This is a genomic window from Streptomyces sp. NBC_01294 (genome assembly GCF_035917235.1).
Classification (GTDB): domain Bacteria; phylum Actinomycetota; class Actinomycetes; order Streptomycetales; family Streptomycetaceae; genus Streptomyces; species Streptomyces caledonius.
Window position 1 is genome coordinate 283,798 of sequence record NZ_CP108423.1, and the last position, 15,917, is coordinate 299,714.

Genomic DNA, 15,917 nt, shown 5'->3' on the forward strand with positions numbered 1-15,917 from the left:
CTCACCACCCCTCGGGCCGGTAGAGGGCGCACGCCGCGCTGGGGCCGGCGCCGACCGACACGAACAGGATCTGGTCGTGGTCGTCGCGGCGTACGCCGTCCATCGCCTGGAGGTAGCCGAGTACCGGCGCCGCGGTGTGCGGCTCCCCCCGGACCGCGGCCGCGTCAGCGGATGCGCCCGCGGACGGGGACGCGGGCGGCGACGGGGACGCGGACGGGGACGCGCCCGCGGACGGGCCGATCACCAGCGTCCGGTCGAGGTCGATGCCGATCTCCTGCGCGTAGTCGGCGGCGGCGCTCGCCGCGAACGCGCTCAGCCGCTCCGCGTGGCCCGGCTCGCGCCGGACGGTGATCGTGGTCCGCCCGTGCCGGCCCATGGTGTCGGTGTCGAGGTAGCCCTCGACATCGGTGGGCCGGTCGGCGGTGTAGTGGCGTACCGGCCCGAACCCGGCGTGGGGGTCGGCGCTGCGCTCCAGCAGGAGGGCGCCGGCCAGGTCCGCGTACGGGTAGCCGGTGTCGCGGTCCGCGTCGCCGCCGGGGTGGACATCGGCAGCGGTGATCAGCAGCCGCTCGGTGCTGCCCGTGTCCAGCAGGGCCTGGCCCACCTGGACGGCGTTGAGTACGCCGCAGGCTCCGTTCATCAGGTCGAAGGAGAAGCCGGCGGCCGGTTCGGGGTCGGCGATGTAGTCGAGGTTGATGCCGACCTCCTTCTGGACCAGGGCCGACATGGCCGGTTCGAAGGTGTTGTGCTCGCGGTAGACGCCGACGTTGATGAGTACGCCGATGGAGGATGCCGACACCCGCGCCCGAGCCAGGGCGCCACGGGCGGCCCGGCCTGCGAGGTCCACGACGGACGTCGGGGCGGACGTGTCGGGCAGGGCTGTGCCGGCTGCCGTGATGACCATGCCCATGACTCAGACCCCCACGTTCGTGAGCGTCGCGGACAGGGCACCGGTGACCACACCGGAGGCGGCCGGCACCAGCAGGTACGTGGCCCCGGGGCGGGCGTCGCCCGCCCTGAGGTGCTCGCACAGCGTCAGGAAGTGCGAGGTCGTGGCGGTGTTTCCGTACCGCTCGACCACGGAGAGGGAGGCAGGCATCGGAGCGGCGAACTCGGCCTCGGCCGTCTGGTTGGCGTAGTCGATGAAGCGGGTGCCGACCTGGTGCTGGATGACGTAGTCGAACTCCTCACCGGCGAACGTCCGCCCCCTCTTGGCCAGGAAGTCCCCGTGGAACCGCGGCCACAGCTTGAGCCGGTCGCGGTTGTGCATCTTCTTGTTGTCTGTGTACAGGGCGATGCCCGGGGTGCGGTCGCTGGGCATGCCCATGCACAGGTGGGAGTACTCGGAGCAGGTCATCAGCTCGATGTAGTGGATGCGGTCGGCTGCGTCGGCGGAAACGTCGAGGACGACTGCGGACGCCGAATCCCCGACCGAGAGCGAGGCGAACTGCGGGTCGTAGGAGTCGGTCATCTCGCGTGCGGCGGTCTGCGCGACGCGGGTGGCCTGCTCGCCGCTGACGACCAGCCCGCGGCGCACGGCACCGGAGCGGATCATGCGGTCGAGCAGCCACACGCCGGTCATCATTCCGGCGCAGGCGTTGGAGACGTCGAAGTGGATGGCGGAGCGGGCGCCCAGCTCCCTGGCCAGCATCGCGGCGAAGGACGGTTCGAAGGTGAACCGGCCGCCGTCCTTGAAGCGCGTGATCGAGGCGGAGATGACGATGTCGAGGTCGGCGGCCCGGTAGCGGGAGGACTCGAGCGCGTCCCGCGCGGCGGACAGGGCCATCCCGAACGAGTCCTCGCCGGCCGCCGGTTCGGGGTCGTGGACGCGCCGCTCGGCGATCCCGGTGATCTTCTCGATGTCCACCTCCCCCAGCCCCGGGACCAGGGCGGCGAGTTGGGGGGTGGTCTGGACTGTGGCCGGAAGGCAGATGCCTAAGGCTTCTATTCGGCTGTATGCGGTGGTGCTCATGTGTGTCGTTCTCCGTAGCGTTCCACCGAGGGCATGGGAGTGCCAGAGCGGTGGTTGACAGAGGGATTCAAGAGGAGCCCGAGGAATAACGGACAGTCAAGTTACCGTAGCGTACGGAGATGTCCCCGAGATGTCAGGGATTCGCAAATCCGGAAGATACGGTCGAATATCGGCCACCCGTCGCCACCCTGGCATCAAGCAGAACCAGAGCCTCCGCCGCTCTCGGCGGCACCCACGCCCTCGAAAACCTGTCCGGAACCACTCGGTCCACCCCCGTCGGCACGACCGAGGCGGAACTCAGCGCGAAGCTGGCCTCCAAGTCCCGCCGACGGCGGGGCAGCGCGCTCGGGTGCCGTGAGCTCCCGGACGGGTGGGGTGTCCCGGCCGGGCGGCAAATGGCCGAGGCCTCTTCGCGGCGGAGCGACATCTCCACGTAGGACAGGGAGACGAGGCCCGCTTCGCGGGCCGCTCCGCGCCGTGCCGGGCGTCAACTCCCCCCTCCGCCGCCACCGGCACCTCACGCCCCGCCCAGCACCTCGGCGTACTCGGTGAGCCGACTTTCCTGGTCCCGGGTCACGTGCCGGACCTCCCAGACGAGCGCGGCCGTGTCGACGACCTCAGGTGCCGATGCGCGGCCGTTGGCCGCAGGGCGGACGCCGGTCAGCTCGGCCGGCACGGCGGCCAGTACGCCGAGCAGTACGCCGACCGGTACGCCGACCGGTACGCCGACCGGTACGCCGAGCGTCGCGGCGAAGCCGTTGCTGGTGCGGCCGGGGCTTTCAAGGAGTGAGCATGCCCGTCGGCGCGCTCATGGAGCGTGCACGGGTGCGCAGCAGCTGTCGGCCGGACGCGGGCAGGGCAAGGCAAGGCAAGGCAAGGGAACGCGACACGAGGGAACGCGACACGAGGGAGCTGGACGCGCCGCGTGGCACAGCTTCAGGCCCGAAGCCCGCCCGCTGCCAGGGCCTCCTTGACCTCCCGCGCCACGCGCGCCGCGTCCTCGGGGTTGTTCACCACGTCCGTGTGGTTCATGTCGACGACGAGGACTTCGCTGGCCGAGTAGTGCTTGTGCACCCAGTCGTCGTAGCCGGACCACAGCGTCCGGTAGTACTCGATGAGGTTCTCGTCCTGCTCGAAATCGCGGCCCCGCAGCCCGATGCGGTGCAGGACCGTCTCGAAGTCCGCCTTGAGGTAGACCATGAGATCGGGTGCCTTGCGGTACGGCAGGCCGTCGATCTCGCGCATCATCTCCTCGAGCAGCCCCTCGTACACCCGCATCTCGAGGGAGCTGATCCGGCCCAGGTCGTGATTGACCTTGGCGAAGTACCAGTCCTCGTAGATGGACCGGTCGAGGACGTTGTCGCCCTGCTTGTACGCCTCCTTGATCGAGGCGAACCGGGTCTGCAGGAAGTAGAGCTGGAGGAGGAAGGGGTAGCGCTTCGCCTCGATCTCCTCGGGGCTCGCCGTGTAGAAGAGCGGAAGGATCGGATTGTCTTCCACGCTCTCGTAGAAGACCTCGCTGCCCAGCTCCTTGGCAAGCACTTCGGCCACGCTCGTCTTGCCTATTCCGATCATGCCACCGACGCAGATCACTGACATACCTCACTTCTCCCCGGGGGTCTTCTGTTCGCGGGCGAGTGGGCTGAGCGCCCCACACCACTGAGACGCGTATCGGCGGTCACTCGATTCCCCGAGATCTTCATGATCAGCGCCATCTGGTCCCTGTCCGGACCGGGGCCCGACGCAGGACCCCCTCCGCGACCGGCCGGACCGACCGGACCGACCGGACCGACCGGACCGACCGCTTCGCAGTTGCCGCGGACGGCGACGAGTCACCGGCCCACGGCCGCCTTGAATCATAAGTGACGCTGCACCCCACACCGGCCGGAGCACCGGCTCCCACCCCACCTCGCTCTACGGCGCCACCGACATCGGCAGTGATCTTCGAACCCTTCGGGCCGGATGCCGTTCGGGGTACCCGGCCCGGGTGGGTGCCCGGTGGCCTGCGTCTGCCGGGGAATCCGCCCGTGCAGAAGGGCGGCGCCGGAATCGGGCCAGGGCTTCATTTCCCGGTAGGCGTAGAGAGCGCTGCTTTCCACCTCGGCGAGAAGGTCCTTCCGGGACTGCTCGTCCATGCCCCGCGCCTCTGACCAGGTGCGGGCCATGACGCGCTTCGGTCACGCCGCAGCCTGCGGTGTCCCTGCGGCCGCGGCATGATCCGCCGAACAGACTCCAGGGGGCTGGTTGATCTTGCCCGGTCGACGCAGTCACACAGGGCCGGCCTGACCCTGACTAGGATCGCGGTGTGTTCGAGTACCACGGGTGGATCACGATCAGGGAGACCGCGGCCAACGAGGATGATGATGTCCGGCTGCGGCAGATCATCGATGAGCTTCGGCTTCGCATCGCCGAGATGGCCGACCCGTACCTCCTCGACCTCAGGTGGATGAACGGTGAGCCGTTCATCCACCTGGGAGGCAACGCCAATCACCGCTCAGCGACCGATGTCATTGACTTGTTCGAGCATGTGGCTGAGGTGGCACCCGGCTCTTACGGGCTTCTTCATATGCACGATGACGAGGACCCGGGCCACGAGAACGAGGCACGCGTGCTCAGACTCGCTCGGGGCACGATCACGCAGCACACGGAGGCACTGCTGTCTCCGTGTATCCCGAAGCTGGAAGACCCCTTCACCGGCTAGAGACTGCCCGGCTCACGCGCGGAGCGACAAGCGGATCACGGCTGCGGTGACCGTGCCGTGCCGTGCCGTGAAATACGTAGGCCCGTTTGCCGGATGAGCCCCACCCACCTCCTGAGAGGTCGGCCGCCTCCGGAGCCGCCCACGGGCGGTCAGGAGCCCGCAGGGTTGTGAGGAGTCAGTCGGCGGTAGGCGGCGCGGGCACTGGCGATGCGGGCGATGGCGGTTCCGGTGCTCGCCGCCGCCAGGAGACATCCGAGACGACCCAGGTCGTAGCCGGCGGACCAGGTGAGTTCGCCCATGGGTGGTGTGGCAAAGCCGTTGAGGGCGAGCCAGCAGACCAGGGCCGTACCCGGTGCGGCGACGAGCCGGGCTCCGGTGCTCAGCACCGCGCACACCACAGACAGCACAAGGAGGTCGATCGTGGGGTCGCCGTGGCCGTTCAGGTAGTTGAGGACGGTGACCAGCACGAGAGCCGCGGCACCTGCGGCTGCCCACACGGAAGGAGTTGCGACGGGTCGGGGCACCGGACGAACACCGGAACTCAGACGCCTCCACTGCACCACGCGATTCTCCCGTCGCCTCGGCCCCCGCCATTGGAGACCTCCGTCATGATGCCCGAGCCGGAGAGGAACGGGCGTGGGGCCAGAAGGCAGCCGACCAATTCGGGCGACTCGCGGACGGAACGGTGACGGCATGAGGTCGCTCCACCGTCCACCTCCGTCTTCCGCCGACGACCGACCCCGCCTACTCCTCCCGCACCATCCGCCACCACCTGCGACGCCGGGGAATTGTTGATCACGCGGGCGGCGCGTGCGGGCTGCGTGGCGAAGCCGACCTCCTCGGGGATCCCGGCCGACCGGTGGCACCCCCGGCGTTCTCGGCCAGCGTCCAGCAGCTCTTGCGTGGCAAGTCCGACAAGAGCCCGAGCGCGAACTCCCGGGCCCGCCGCCGCGGTTCCACTCGCGCAGAACGCCTCGCGATGCAGCCCATCAGAACCTCGAACATCTCCTGCCAGCGGGCCGGATCTATGCCGTGATCTGCGGCCACCGTCTGATCCTCCGTCTTCACACACCGGTGATCGCCGGCGGCCTCACCCGTCCCTGGACCGGCCCCGACCCGCAAGATCATGACGGCCGGAGTACCAAGCGGCCACGTCCCCGCAACCCAGTGTCACCATTCGGATACTTTGAGCCGACGCGGGCCGACCTCGGGGAGTGAGCGATCATGGCGACGGTGCTGGTGACGGGCGCGACAGGGAACGTCGGTTCGAAGGTCGCCACGGAGCTGCGTGAGCGTGGCATTTCGGTTCGTGCCTTCGTCCGTGACCTGGATCGTGCGGCCGCCGTTCTCGACGGCAAGACCGAGATGGCGCACGGCGACTTCGCAGAGCCGGCGTCGGTCCGGCGGGCACTCGACGGTGTCGAGCGGATGTTCCTACTCTGCGCGAACGACCCCAGACAGGTGGAGTACGGGACGAACGCGATCGACGCGGCAGCGGCCGCGGGTGTCCGACAGGTGGTCATGCTGTCCACGATCGGGGCACGGGCCGGTTCCTCGACGGTCTTCTTCGACCAGCACGGCCGCATTGAGGAGCACCTGCGCGGCTCGGGCATCCCTGCGGTGGTGCTGCGCTCAAGCCACATGATGTCGAACATCCTCGGTTCTGCCACGACCATCCGGCAGGCCGGCCGCTTCTTCCTGCCTGCCGGCGACGCGCGCATCGCAATGGTCGATCCACATGATGTCGCCACCGCCGCTGCCGCGGCGTTGGTCACGTCCAGGCATGACGGCCGGACTCACGTCCTCACCGGCCCGGAGGCGATCACCTACGCCGAGGTCGCACGGCTGCTGTCGAGCGCCTTGGGCCGCCCGGTCGAGTACGTGAACGTCCCGGACGATGCAGCGGTCGCGGGAATGGCCCAGGCCGGCCTGCCGCAGTGGCTCGCGGAGCAGGTGGTGGCCGTCTTCGAGGCGCTGCGCGGCGGTGAGAACGCTTCCACCACCAGCTCGGTGCGGGAACTGACGGGCCGTGAACCGCGCGGCTTCAAGGAGTTCGCCCGCTGGGCGGCCCCGTTGCTGGTCGGCGAGTAGCACCTACTCGGCGCCGGCAAGACGCCACGAGCCCGCCGGGGCGCTGCGCCGTTGCGTTGGTGCGAGGAGAGGCAGGAGACCGCGTTCCGCGCGGAGGAACTGCCCAGAGGTCCCAACACGATCGGGAGCAGGAGCAGGAGCAGGGGCAGGAGCGGCAGCGAGAACAGAGCGCCCAGCGACAGCGGCAGCGGCATCAGGCAGCCAGGACCGGTCCAACCAGCCGGTCCGGGACTTCTGGTGGCTCCTCCACCCCTACGCCTCCGTCTCTTTCTGATCTTGGGCCGTCCTCCGGCTCGCGCAGAGCCCTCCCGCCCGCCCTAAATCGCTGGCGCGCGCCGGGCGGCAGCGGGATGATCCGGAACGTCCGGGCCGCCCAGTGAGGGAGTTGTGATGACCGTTGTCGCGTCCGAGGCCTCCGGGTCCCAGCCGGCCCAGCCGGAAGTCCGCGTGGCGGGCGGGGCGCTCCGTGGAACCTGCGAGGAGGGTGTGGCGGTCTTCCGCGGCATCCCGTTCGCCGAGCCGCCCGTCGGCGCGCTGCGTTTCGCCGCACCGAGGCCCGTACGAGGATGGGACGGCGTGCGGCCGGCGGCGTCGTACGGCCCGCCGCCCCCTCAGGGCGGCCACTTCGGCATGGATGCGCTGGCGCGGGACGCGGCGGGCGACGACTGGCTGACGGTCAACGTCTGGTCGCCCGAACCGAGCCCGGGCGCAGGGCTGCCGGTGATGGTGTGGATCCAGGGCGGCGCCTACTCGATCGGCATGTCCGGTCTCCCCGAGTACGACGGCTGCCGCCTGGCCCGTGACGGCGGTGTCGTCGTGGTGACGTTCAACTACCGTGTGGGACTTGAGGGGTTCGGGCAGATCGAGGGAGCGCCCGCCAACCGGGGCCTGCTGGACCAGGTCGCCGCCCTGGAATGGGTGCGCGACAACATCCGGGCCTTCGGCGGTGACCCGGGGCGCGTCACCGTCTTCGGCCAGTCGGCGGGCGCCGGATCGGTCGCCGCGCTGCTGGCGATGCCGCGCGCGGCCGGGCTCTTCGGCCGGGCCGTGGCACAGAGTGTGCAGGGCACGTTCTTCTCGCCGGAGCTGGCCGCCGACATCGCCGCCGCTTGCGCTGCCGAGCTGGGGTTGGAGCCCACGGTGGGCGACCTGTCCGGGGTCGACCCCGTAAGGCTGTCCGCCGCAGGTGACGCGGTCGGCGCCAAGATGGAGCGGTGGGCGGACCGCTGGGGTCCGGTCGCACACCGGGCGATCCCGTTCTCGCCGGTCGTCGACGGAGACGTCCTGCCGGTCACGCCGTGGCAGGCTCTGGCCGACGGCGCCGGTCGGGACGTCGAACTCCTCGTCGGCCACACCCGCGACGAAACACGTCTGCTCGCCGCGCTCGACGGATTGCTCGGCCAGGTCACTCCGGAGCAGGCGGAGACCGCCCTGAACATCTTCGGCCCAGGCCGGGACGCCGCGCGCCGCTACCGCGACGCGTTTCCCACCGCGGGCCCGGACGAGCTGTACGAGCTGGTCAACTCCGACTGGCTGTTCCGCATGCCGTCCCTCCACCTCGCCCAGGCCCAGGCTGCCGCCGGCGGCCGTGCCCACGTCTACGAGCTGACCTGGTCCGCCCCGGGCATGGGCGGCGCCCTCGGTGCCTGTCACGGCCTCGACGTGCCGCTGGTCTTCGGAAACCTGGACCGCGGCCAGCCCGCCGTGCTGATCGGGGAACGCCCGTTCCCGGAGGCGGAAGAGCTGTCCGCACGGATGCGGGCCGCCTGGACCGCGTTCGCCGCCCACGGCGACCCCGGCTGGCCCGCGTACGACACGGAGCAGCGCCTCGTACGGCTCTTCGGCGCCCGACCGACCCTCGCCGCCTACCCGGAGGAGGCCTCCCGCCTGATCTGGCAGGACCACGCCTTCCCCGCACTGCCGCTACTCGGCCGCTAGTCCGGTTCCTTTTTGAGCGATAGTTGCCGAGCCCAGCCCATGACTGTTGGCCGCCGCGACAGATGCGCAGGGCAGTTGTTGCGACCTTCGGAGGAGATTTGGACCTGCTTGCGGTTCTCGATGAGGCGGTGACTGCCCTCAAGGCTCCTCTGGGGGTGACCGACCGGAGCCAGGGCTGGACCGATGAACTCCGGCGCGAGATCCAGGAAGAGATTTCGATCAGCCGTTCAGTGCTGCGTCGCCACGGCCCAGGCATGGTGAGGTACATACGTCCGCGCCTGGACGAGTGGATGGAGAGCGAAGGGCTGGGGCCTGGACGACTTCAGCACCTGGTGTCAGATGTGCAGCGGCGGCTCAGGACTCCGGGAGGCACCCGCCGCCGCGACGAAGGGTCGATGTGCGTGACGGCTGTGCCCTGAACATCTCGGGCCGGTACTCCGCTGCTGCCAGGGCTGACGTGTGCCGGCCCGGCCCGGGAGGACGACCCCAGAGGCCCGAGCGTTCCCGGGCCTCCTGGAAGGTCCAACCACGGCGGTGGCGCGCAGGGTCCACTTCAGCACGGTGAGGCTCCGATTTCGGAGTGTGATGACATGCGCCTTGATCGCCGCCACCCATCCGGTGTCCGGGCATCGTCCGCAGGTCGGGACCGTATCCCCCGCACGGAGAGAGGCGCGGCCGCCGCGGGGTGCCGCCCGCCCCGACGGACTGGCAGCTTCACCTGCACTGACCTGGTACGGGGCTCCAGGATCAGCAGGGTGATTGACTCCGGTTTGACACGGCTCGGGCGGATGGCAGGGTGGTAGGAGGCGGGGTCAAGGCTGGGAGGCTCGGCATGGCATCCGGTTCGGCATGGTGTTCCGCAGCGCGGCAACTTCCGCTCAGGCTCACGGCTGGCGTCTTCTTCCTGAACTCCGGGATCTCGAAACACGGTGCGGATGAGGCCACCGCTGAGGGGCTGAAGCAGTTCGCCGCCATGACCTACCCCTTCCTGGGCAAGCAGGACGCCCAGAAATTCGTCCGGCTGCTCTCCGCCGGGGAGATCGCCATTGCCGCCACGCTGCTCGTGCCGGTCGTCCCCGCCGCTGTCGCCGGGGCTGCACTGACCGCCTTCTCCCTCGGCACCCTGGGGCTCTACCTGCGTACGCCGGGGATGCGGGAGGAAGGCAGCCTGCGCCCGACCGAACAGGGACTCACGCTGGCCAAGGACGTCTGGCTGCTGGGCATCGGCGTCTCCCTCATCGTCGACGGCGTGAACGAACACCGGTGACGCGCCAGGAGCTCGTCGGCTGCCACGGCGGCCGTACGCGCTCCGTGCCCGCCATCGGATCCGCCCGCCACGGCGCCGTCCTCAGCTCGACATCAGGCGGACCGGGGCTTCATCCCCTGGCCCGGCCACGGCGGCAGGGAGGCCGGCATGGCGTTCGACAGGTCTGGCTTCGAGCAGGCGGACAGCGGCCGTTACATCCCGATCTCCGAGCACGGCCTGATCGGCGATCTCCGTACAGCCGCCCTGGTCGGCACTGACGGCACCATCGACTGGTACTGCTGCCCGCGCTTCGATGCGCCCAGCGTCTTCGGGTCCATCCTCGACGCCGACCGGGGCGGGTCGTTCGAGTTGGCCGCCGAGGTCCCGACCCGCACCCGACAGTTCTACTTCCCCGACACGAACGTGCTGATCACGCGGTTCTTCGCCGCGGACGGGGTGGCTGAGATCCAGGACTTCATGCCCGTGGTCGACGAGTCGCGCGAGGCGGCCCGTCACCGGCTGATCCGACGGGTGATCTGCGTCCGCGGAACCCTCCCGTTCAGGGCACGGATCGCCCCCCGCTTCGGCTACGGCGCCGAAGCGCACACCGCGCACCTCGAAGGCCACACGGCGGTGTTCCGCTCCCCGTCACTGACGCTCGCGCTGACCGCCACCGCACCCCTGGAAGGCGACGGCCTGGACGTGTGGTCGCACTTCAAGCTCCTTGAGGGCGAGTCCCACGTGTTCGCCCTCGACCAGATCGGCGACGGCGTCCCGCCCCGGTCATGCCCTCGCGCCGAGGCGCAGGAGCAGGCCGAGGCGACCGTCCGGTTCTGGCGCCACTGGCTGGCCGGGTCGCGCTACCACGGGCGGTGGCGGGAAATGGTGAACCGCTCCGCGCTGGTGCTGAAGCTGCTCACCTACGCGCCGACCGGTGCGATCGTCGCCGCCCCCACCACCAGCCTGCCCGAGCAGATCGGCGGCGAGCGCAACTGGGACTACCGCTACGTCTGGGTCCGCGACGCCGCCTTCTGTGTCTACGCGATGCTGCGCCTGGGGTTCACCTCGGAGGCCGAGGCGTTCATGGGGTTCATCTCCGAGCGGGGCATCCTGCGGGGCAGAGGGGAGGCCGGTCCGTTGCAGATCATGTACGGCATCGACGGTCGCACGGATCTGCCCGAGTACGACCTTCCGCACCTGGAGGGATACCTCGGCTCCGCACCGGTCCGGGTGGGCAACGCCGCCACCGGCCAGCTCCAGCTGGACATCTACGGCGCGCTGATCGACTCGATCTACCTCTACGACAAGTGGGGGCAGCCGATCAGCAGTGACCGCTGGGACGAGGTCGGTGCCGTGGTGGACTGGCTGTGCGAGCACTGGGACCAGCCCGACGAGGGGGTGTGGGAGACCAGGGCGGGCCGGCGGAACTTCGTGTACTCGCGCCTGATGTGCTGGGTGGCGCTGGAACGCGCGATGCGCATGGCGAACCGCCGCGGCCTGCCGGCGGACCTGCCCCGCTGGCGGGAGTCCCGGGACGCGATCTACCGGCAGATCATGCGGCGCGGCTGGTCGGCCGAGCGGGGGGCGTTCGTCCAGGGACTGGACGACCACGTGCTGGACGCCTCGCTGCTGATGATGCCGATGGCCAAGTTCATCTCGCCCACCGACCCCAAGTGGCTCTCCACCCTGGACGCGCTCACCACGGACCTGGTCTCCGACTCGCTGGTGTACCGCTACGACCCGACCGCCAGCCCGGACGGCCTGTACGGCCCCGAGGGCACTTTCTCGATCTGCTCGTTCTGGTACGTGGAGGCGCTGGCCCGCGCAGGCCGGCTGGAGGAGGCCAGGCTCGCCTTCGAGAAGATGCTCACCTACGGCAACCACCTCGGCCTGTTCGCGGAGGAGATCGGCCCGACCGGAGAACAACTGGGCAACTTCCCCCAGGCCTTCACCCACCTCTCGCTGATCAGCGCCGCCTTCAACCTCGACCGCGCGCTGGGCTGACGCAGCATCACCGCCGGGGCGGGGGGCGGCGGTGCCCGCCGGCTTCCCTCGACTCGATCGGGCTCGTCCAGTTGCTCAGTCTGCTCGCAGCGAGGGATGTGCTGCGCGACGCAGGCTGTCCGGACGCCGCCTGGTACGACCCCGCACGGACCGGCGCGGCCAGCAGGCCGATCTCACCGCCTGTGTCGGAGTCGCCGTACAGCAGGATCCAGGAGGGTGTGGCCGACCCGGCCGAGGCTTCGGGTGGGGCGCGTCGACATGTACCTGCCCATCTCGGCGGATCGAATAATATTGACGCTCGCCATAATTTCGCAATAACTTGAGGGTCCGATGGCATCGATTCCGTTCTGGAAGGACGCACTGGATGGGTTTCACTCAGGACCGCCCTGCTCCCGTCGTGAACACGCGCTCGGGCCCGATCCGCGGCGTCGTCGAAGGCGACCTGGCCGTGTTCAAGGGCGTGCCGTACGCGGCGCCGCCCGTCGGGCCCCTCCGGTGGCGCCCCGCGCAGCCGCATCCGGGCTGGAGCGGCACCCTCGACGCGACGGCGTACGGGCCCGGTTCCCCGCAGGCCGTCCGCGAGGGCGACCGATACTCGGCGGCCACGGCTTCCCGCCCTTCGACGAGGACTGTCTGACGCTCAACGTGTGGACGCCCGGCACCGACGACGCCCGCCGTCCCGTCCTGGTCTGGATCCACGGGGGCGCCTTCATCTCCGGGTCCGGCGCCATGCCCAACTACTCCGGCGAGACCTTCGCACGGGACGGCGACCTGGTGGTGGTGAACCTCAACTACCGGCTCGGACCGCTCGGCCTCCTGTCCTGCACATCGGACGACGGCGCGGAGCACCACAACGTCTGGCTGACGGACCAACTGGCGGCGCTGCACTGGGTCCAGGACAACATCGCCGCCTTCGGCGGGGATCCCGACAACGTCACCGTCGCCGGCCAGTCCGCCGGCGCCCTGTCCACCGCGGCACTCGCGGGCCACGGAGGTGACGGCCGTCCGTTCCGCCGGGCCATCCTCCAGAGCGTCCCGCTCGCCATGCCCCTCGCCACGCCTGCCGAGTCCCTGGCCCGAACCGCCGCCTATCTGGAGATCGTCGGCGCGAAGGACGTGGACGAGCTGCGCACGGTGCCGTGGCCTCGGCTGGTCGAGGCCACCGCCGGACTCCTCACGGCCACCATGGAATGGGGACACTGGACCGCGCCGTTCATGCCGGTGCTCGACAAGGGGACGGCGGCGCGGCAGCCCGTCGAGAACCTGCTCGACGGTCCGGGCGCCGACATCGACGTCCTCATCGGCTGGACCAGGGAAGAGTCCGCCTTCACCTTCGCGCTGGGCGAGACGTACGCGTCGTCGACCGAGGAGCAGGTGCTCGGCCGGGCGCGGGACAGCCTCGGCGACGGCGCGGCCGAGGCGTACGCGGCGTACGCGGCCGCCCGCCCGGGCGCACGGCCCGTCGACGTCCTCGTCGACCTGACCACCGACGAGCTGTTCAGGAAGCCCACCCTGGCGTTCGCGGAAGCGCGGGCGGCACGGGGCCGCCCGGTCTGGGCGTACGAGTTCTGCTTCCCCACACCCGCGCACGACGGCCGCCTGGGTGCCCCGCACTGCCTGGAACTTCCGTTCGTCTTCGACAATTTCGACAGGTGGTCGCACGCGCCGTTCCTGACGGGAATGGACACCAGGATCAGGGACGGCCTCGCCAGGACCATGCACCAGGCATGGATCTCGTTCATACGCACCGGCGACCCCAACCACCCGGCCATGCCGCGCTGGGACCGGTACGACCGGCCATCCCGCACCACCATGAGCTTCGACACCGTCACCACGACCGTTTCCCCTCTCACGCCGCGCTGAGGGGCCCGCCTATGGGCTGCTCCGTCCAGATGGTCTTCCCCGAGCCGGTGAACCGGCAGCCCCAACGGTCGGTGAGCTGGGCCACGAGGAAGAGGCCACGTCCGCCTTCGTCCGTCTCCCGTGCGCGACGCAGGCGCGGCTGCGTACTGCTGGGGTCGGAAACCTCGCACACGAGCACCCGGTCGCGGATCAGCCGGAGCCCGACCGGGCCGCCCGCGTAGCGGATCGCGTTCGTGACGAGCTCGCTGACGACGAGTTCCGTCACGAAGCCCAGTTCGTCCAACTCCCAGTCGGAGAGCCGGCCCACCACCAGCTCACGGGCGTGCGCGACGAGGGAAAGGTCCGGTTCGAGTTCCCACGCGGCGACCTGATCGGACGCGAGGGCGTGGGTGCGGGCGAGCAGCAGGGCGATGTCGTCGGCGGGCTCTTGGGGCAGCACGCTGTCGAAAACGCCCTGACTGATCTCGCCCAGGCTCCGGCTCGAGTTCGCGCCGGCGAGCGCTCTCCGCAGTCTCTCCATTCCCTCCTCGATGTCGCCGCCGCGGCTGTCGACGAGTCCGTCCGTGAAGAACGTCAGAATGCTGCCGGGCCGTACGTCGAACTCCGTGACCTCAAAAGGAATTCCGCCGACTCCGAGCGGTGGTCCCGGCACCATGCCGACGAAGGCGGGCTCGTCACCCGGCGGCAGAAGGACCGGCGGCGGATGTCCTGCGGTGGCGGCGGCGCACCGCCCCGTCACCGGGTCGTAGACGGCGTAGAGACACGTCGCTCCGAGCACCGCGGGCTCCGCGCGGGATGCGCCGGTCACCTGCTCGCTGGAGAAACCGAGCACCAGATCGTCCAAGTGCGTGAGCAGCTCACCCGGATCCAGATCGAGGTCGGCCAGGGTCCGCACCGCGGTCCGCAGCCGCGCCATGGCCGCGGTGGCCTCGAGTCCGTGGCCGACGACGTCCCCGACGACGAACGCCACGCGCAACGACGGCAGCGGGATCACATCGAACCAGTCCCCGCCGACTCCCAAGCCGCCGCCCGCCGGCTGGTAGACGCCCACCGTCTCCGCGGCGGCGGAGTCCGAGGCCGAGCGCGGCAGCAGGCTTCGCTGCAGGGCCACCGCCGACCGGTGTTCCTTCGTGTAGCGGCGCGCGTTGTCCACGCCGAGGGCGGCCCTGGCGGCGACGTCCTGGAGCAGGGCCGCGTCCTCCTCGCTGAACGCGGAAGGCAGCTGACTGCGCCACACCGTGACGCAGCCGAGGATCAGGCCTCGCGCGTAGAGCGACACCGCCACGGAGGAGTGCGCCCCCCGCGGGACGAACAACGGCAGGCTCTCCGGATCCACGCCGAGTCTCGCGTGCAGGATGGCGACGTCCGGCACCAGCACGGGCAGCCCCTTCATGAGGGGACGCATCAACGCACTGTCCGTTACGGGGGGAATCGCCTCTCCCACCGCCAGGAGGTCCTCGGCGGATATCTCCGGGCTCTGCGCGGCCGCGGTCCGGCGCAGGCGGACGTCGCCGCTGGTGTCGAGGTGTGGGGGCTCGTCGCCCACGAGCACCTGTTCGGCGATGTCCACGGTCGCCAGGTCGGCGAAATCGGGGACGAGCAGATCCACGAGGGTCTCGGCCATCTCGATCACGTCCAGGGAGGCGCCGATGCCCGCGGCGGCGGCGTGCGACAGCCCCGTCCGGCGTCGCGACGCATCTCGCTCCGCCGCCTCCGCCGCGGTTTCCGCCGGGGTGACCAGGACGAGCCACTGCGCCTCGGCGTCGCCGTCGCAACCACCTGGAGTGCGGGCTTGAGCTGCAAGCCGGACAACCGTGCAGAACAGTGGGACCTTGTGACCCGCATGGTCTCCGTCTGGAAGTCTCACCAGGCGCCCGGCCGGTCCCGCCTCCGTTCCGGCGCGCGGCAGCAGCCCCAGCAACGGAGCACAGGTCCGGCCCGGCGGGCAATCCAGCAGCGTCGCGGCCCGCTCCGAACGGGCGACGACCACGCCTGCGTCGTCCAGTACGACCGCTGCCGTTTCGCTGACGGGCACCGAGGCCGGCCTCGGGCCACGACGCTCCGGTTCACGCATGTCGCCTCCACGCACCGTGACCTTCAGT

Annotated in this window: 14 protein-coding genes and 1 pseudogene; 8 read left to right on the forward strand and 7 right to left on the reverse strand. The window is 70.2% G+C overall.

Features of this window, described 5'->3' with window-relative positions:
• Position 1 precedes the first annotated feature (1 nt).
• From OG534_RS01490 to OG534_RS01505, 4 genes are all read right to left on the reverse strand, one after another.
• The gene (locus OG534_RS01490) at positions 2–904 is read right to left on the reverse strand and encodes a hypothetical protein (protein ID WP_326586232.1); all 903 of its coding nucleotides are present in this window, start codon (positions 902–904) and stop codon (positions 2–4) included.
• Between the two features lie 9 nt (positions 905–913).
• Positions 914–1,972, reverse strand: a complete 1,059-nt coding sequence (locus OG534_RS01495) for a 3-oxoacyl-ACP synthase III family protein (RefSeq protein WP_326586233.1) — start codon at positions 1,970–1,972, stop codon at positions 914–916.
• A gap of 517 nt (positions 1,973–2,489) precedes the next feature.
• Positions 2,490–2,648, reverse strand: coding sequence for a hypothetical protein (locus OG534_RS01500; protein ID WP_326586234.1), 159 nt, complete (start codon positions 2,646–2,648; stop codon positions 2,490–2,492).
• Between the two features lie 260 nt (positions 2,649–2,908).
• A complete protein-coding gene (locus tag OG534_RS01505; protein WP_326586235.1) occupies positions 2,909–3,571 on the reverse strand; it encodes a deoxynucleoside kinase in 663 nt (220 codons plus the stop codon).
• A 706-nt stretch (positions 3,572–4,277) separates the two neighbouring features.
• Here OG534_RS01505 and OG534_RS01510 point away from each other — a divergent pair.
• Entirely contained in the window at positions 4,278–4,673 is a 396-nt protein-coding gene (locus OG534_RS01510) for an Imm7 family immunity protein (RefSeq protein ID WP_326586236.1), read from the forward strand.
• Between the two features lie 149 nt (positions 4,674–4,822).
• Here OG534_RS01510 and OG534_RS01515 read toward each other — a convergent pair whose 3' ends face one another.
• Together OG534_RS01515 and OG534_RS01520 are read right to left on the reverse strand one after the other, a co-directional pair.
• The gene (locus OG534_RS01515) at positions 4,823–5,140 is read right to left on the reverse strand and encodes a hypothetical protein (RefSeq protein ID WP_326586237.1); all 318 of its coding nucleotides are present in this window, start codon (positions 5,138–5,140) and stop codon (positions 4,823–4,825) included.
• Between the two features lie 391 nt (positions 5,141–5,531).
• Positions 5,532–5,663 (reverse strand): annotated as a pseudogene (locus OG534_RS01520) (IS701 family transposase); the annotation flags it as partial.
• A 234-nt stretch (positions 5,664–5,897) separates the two neighbouring features.
• Here OG534_RS01520 and OG534_RS01525 point away from each other — a divergent pair.
• The 7 genes from OG534_RS01525 to OG534_RS01555 all read left to right on the forward strand — a co-directional run bounded on the left by OG534_RS01525 (position 5,898) and on the right by OG534_RS01555 (position 13,815).
• The gene (locus OG534_RS01525; RefSeq protein WP_326586238.1) at positions 5,898–6,764 is read left to right on the forward strand and encodes an SDR family oxidoreductase; all 867 of its coding nucleotides are present in this window, start codon (positions 5,898–5,900) and stop codon (positions 6,762–6,764) included.
• 390 nt (positions 6,765–7,154) lie between these two features.
• Positions 7,155–8,702 (forward strand): carboxylesterase/lipase family protein, encoded by a 1,548-nt coding sequence (locus tag OG534_RS01530; protein WP_326586239.1) that lies wholly within the window; start codon positions 7,155–7,157, stop codon positions 8,700–8,702.
• Positions 8,703–8,800: 98 nt separating this feature from the next.
• Entirely contained in the window at positions 8,801–9,121 is a 321-nt protein-coding gene (locus OG534_RS01535) for a hypothetical protein (protein WP_326586240.1), read from the forward strand.
• 554 nt (positions 9,122–9,675) lie between these two features.
• Positions 9,676–9,969 (forward strand): hypothetical protein, encoded by a 294-nt coding sequence (locus tag OG534_RS01540; RefSeq protein ID WP_326586241.1) that lies wholly within the window; start codon positions 9,676–9,678, stop codon positions 9,967–9,969.
• Positions 9,970–10,116: 147 nt separating this feature from the next.
• Complete coding sequence (locus OG534_RS01545) at positions 10,117–11,952, forward strand: glycoside hydrolase family 15 protein (RefSeq protein WP_326586242.1); 1,836 nt, start codon at positions 10,117–10,119, stop codon at positions 11,950–11,952.
• Positions 11,953–12,316: 364 nt separating this feature from the next.
• Entirely contained in the window at positions 12,317–12,589 is a 273-nt protein-coding gene (locus OG534_RS01550; protein WP_326586243.1) for a carboxylesterase family protein, read from the forward strand.
• An 8-nt stretch (positions 12,590–12,597) separates the two neighbouring features.
• Positions 12,598–13,815, forward strand: a complete 1,218-nt coding sequence (locus tag OG534_RS01555; RefSeq protein ID WP_326586244.1) for a carboxylesterase/lipase family protein — start codon at positions 12,598–12,600, stop codon at positions 13,813–13,815.
• Here the strand turns inward: OG534_RS01555 and OG534_RS01560 are convergent.
• A complete protein-coding gene (locus OG534_RS01560) occupies positions 13,802–15,850 on the reverse strand; it encodes an ATP-binding SpoIIE family protein phosphatase (RefSeq protein WP_326586245.1) in 2,049 nt (682 codons plus the stop codon). The genes OG534_RS01555 and OG534_RS01560 overlap by 14 nt on opposite strands.
• Positions 15,851–15,917: the final 67 nt, after the last annotated feature.

Excerpts from the sequence above, each read along its gene's own strand:
- OG534_RS01545 (WP_326586242.1), top strand. The coding sequence starts at position 10,117 with ATGGCGTTCGACAGGTCTGGCTTCGAGCAGGCGGACAGCGGCCGTTAC.
- OG534_RS01550 (WP_326586243.1), top strand. The coding sequence starts at position 12,317 with ATGGGTTTCACTCAGGACCGCCCTGCTCCCGTCGTGAACACGCGCTCG.
- OG534_RS01540 (WP_326586241.1), top strand. The coding sequence starts at position 9,676 with ATGACCTACCCCTTCCTGGGCAAGCAGGACGCCCAGAAATTCGTCCGG.
- OG534_RS01525 (WP_326586238.1), top strand. The coding sequence starts at position 5,898 with ATGGCGACGGTGCTGGTGACGGGCGCGACAGGGAACGTCGGTTCGAAG.
- OG534_RS01495 (WP_326586233.1), bottom strand. The coding sequence starts at position 1,972 with ATGAGCACCACCGCATACAGCCGAATAGAAGCCTTAGGCATCTGCCTT.
- OG534_RS01490 (WP_326586232.1), bottom strand. The coding sequence starts at position 904 with ATGGTCATCACGGCAGCCGGCACAGCCCTGCCCGACACGTCCGCCCCG.
- OG534_RS01505 (WP_326586235.1), bottom strand. The coding sequence starts at position 3,571 with ATGTCAGTGATCTGCGTCGGTGGCATGATCGGAATAGGCAAGACGAGC.
- OG534_RS01530 (WP_326586239.1), top strand. The coding sequence starts at position 7,155 with ATGACCGTTGTCGCGTCCGAGGCCTCCGGGTCCCAGCCGGCCCAGCCG.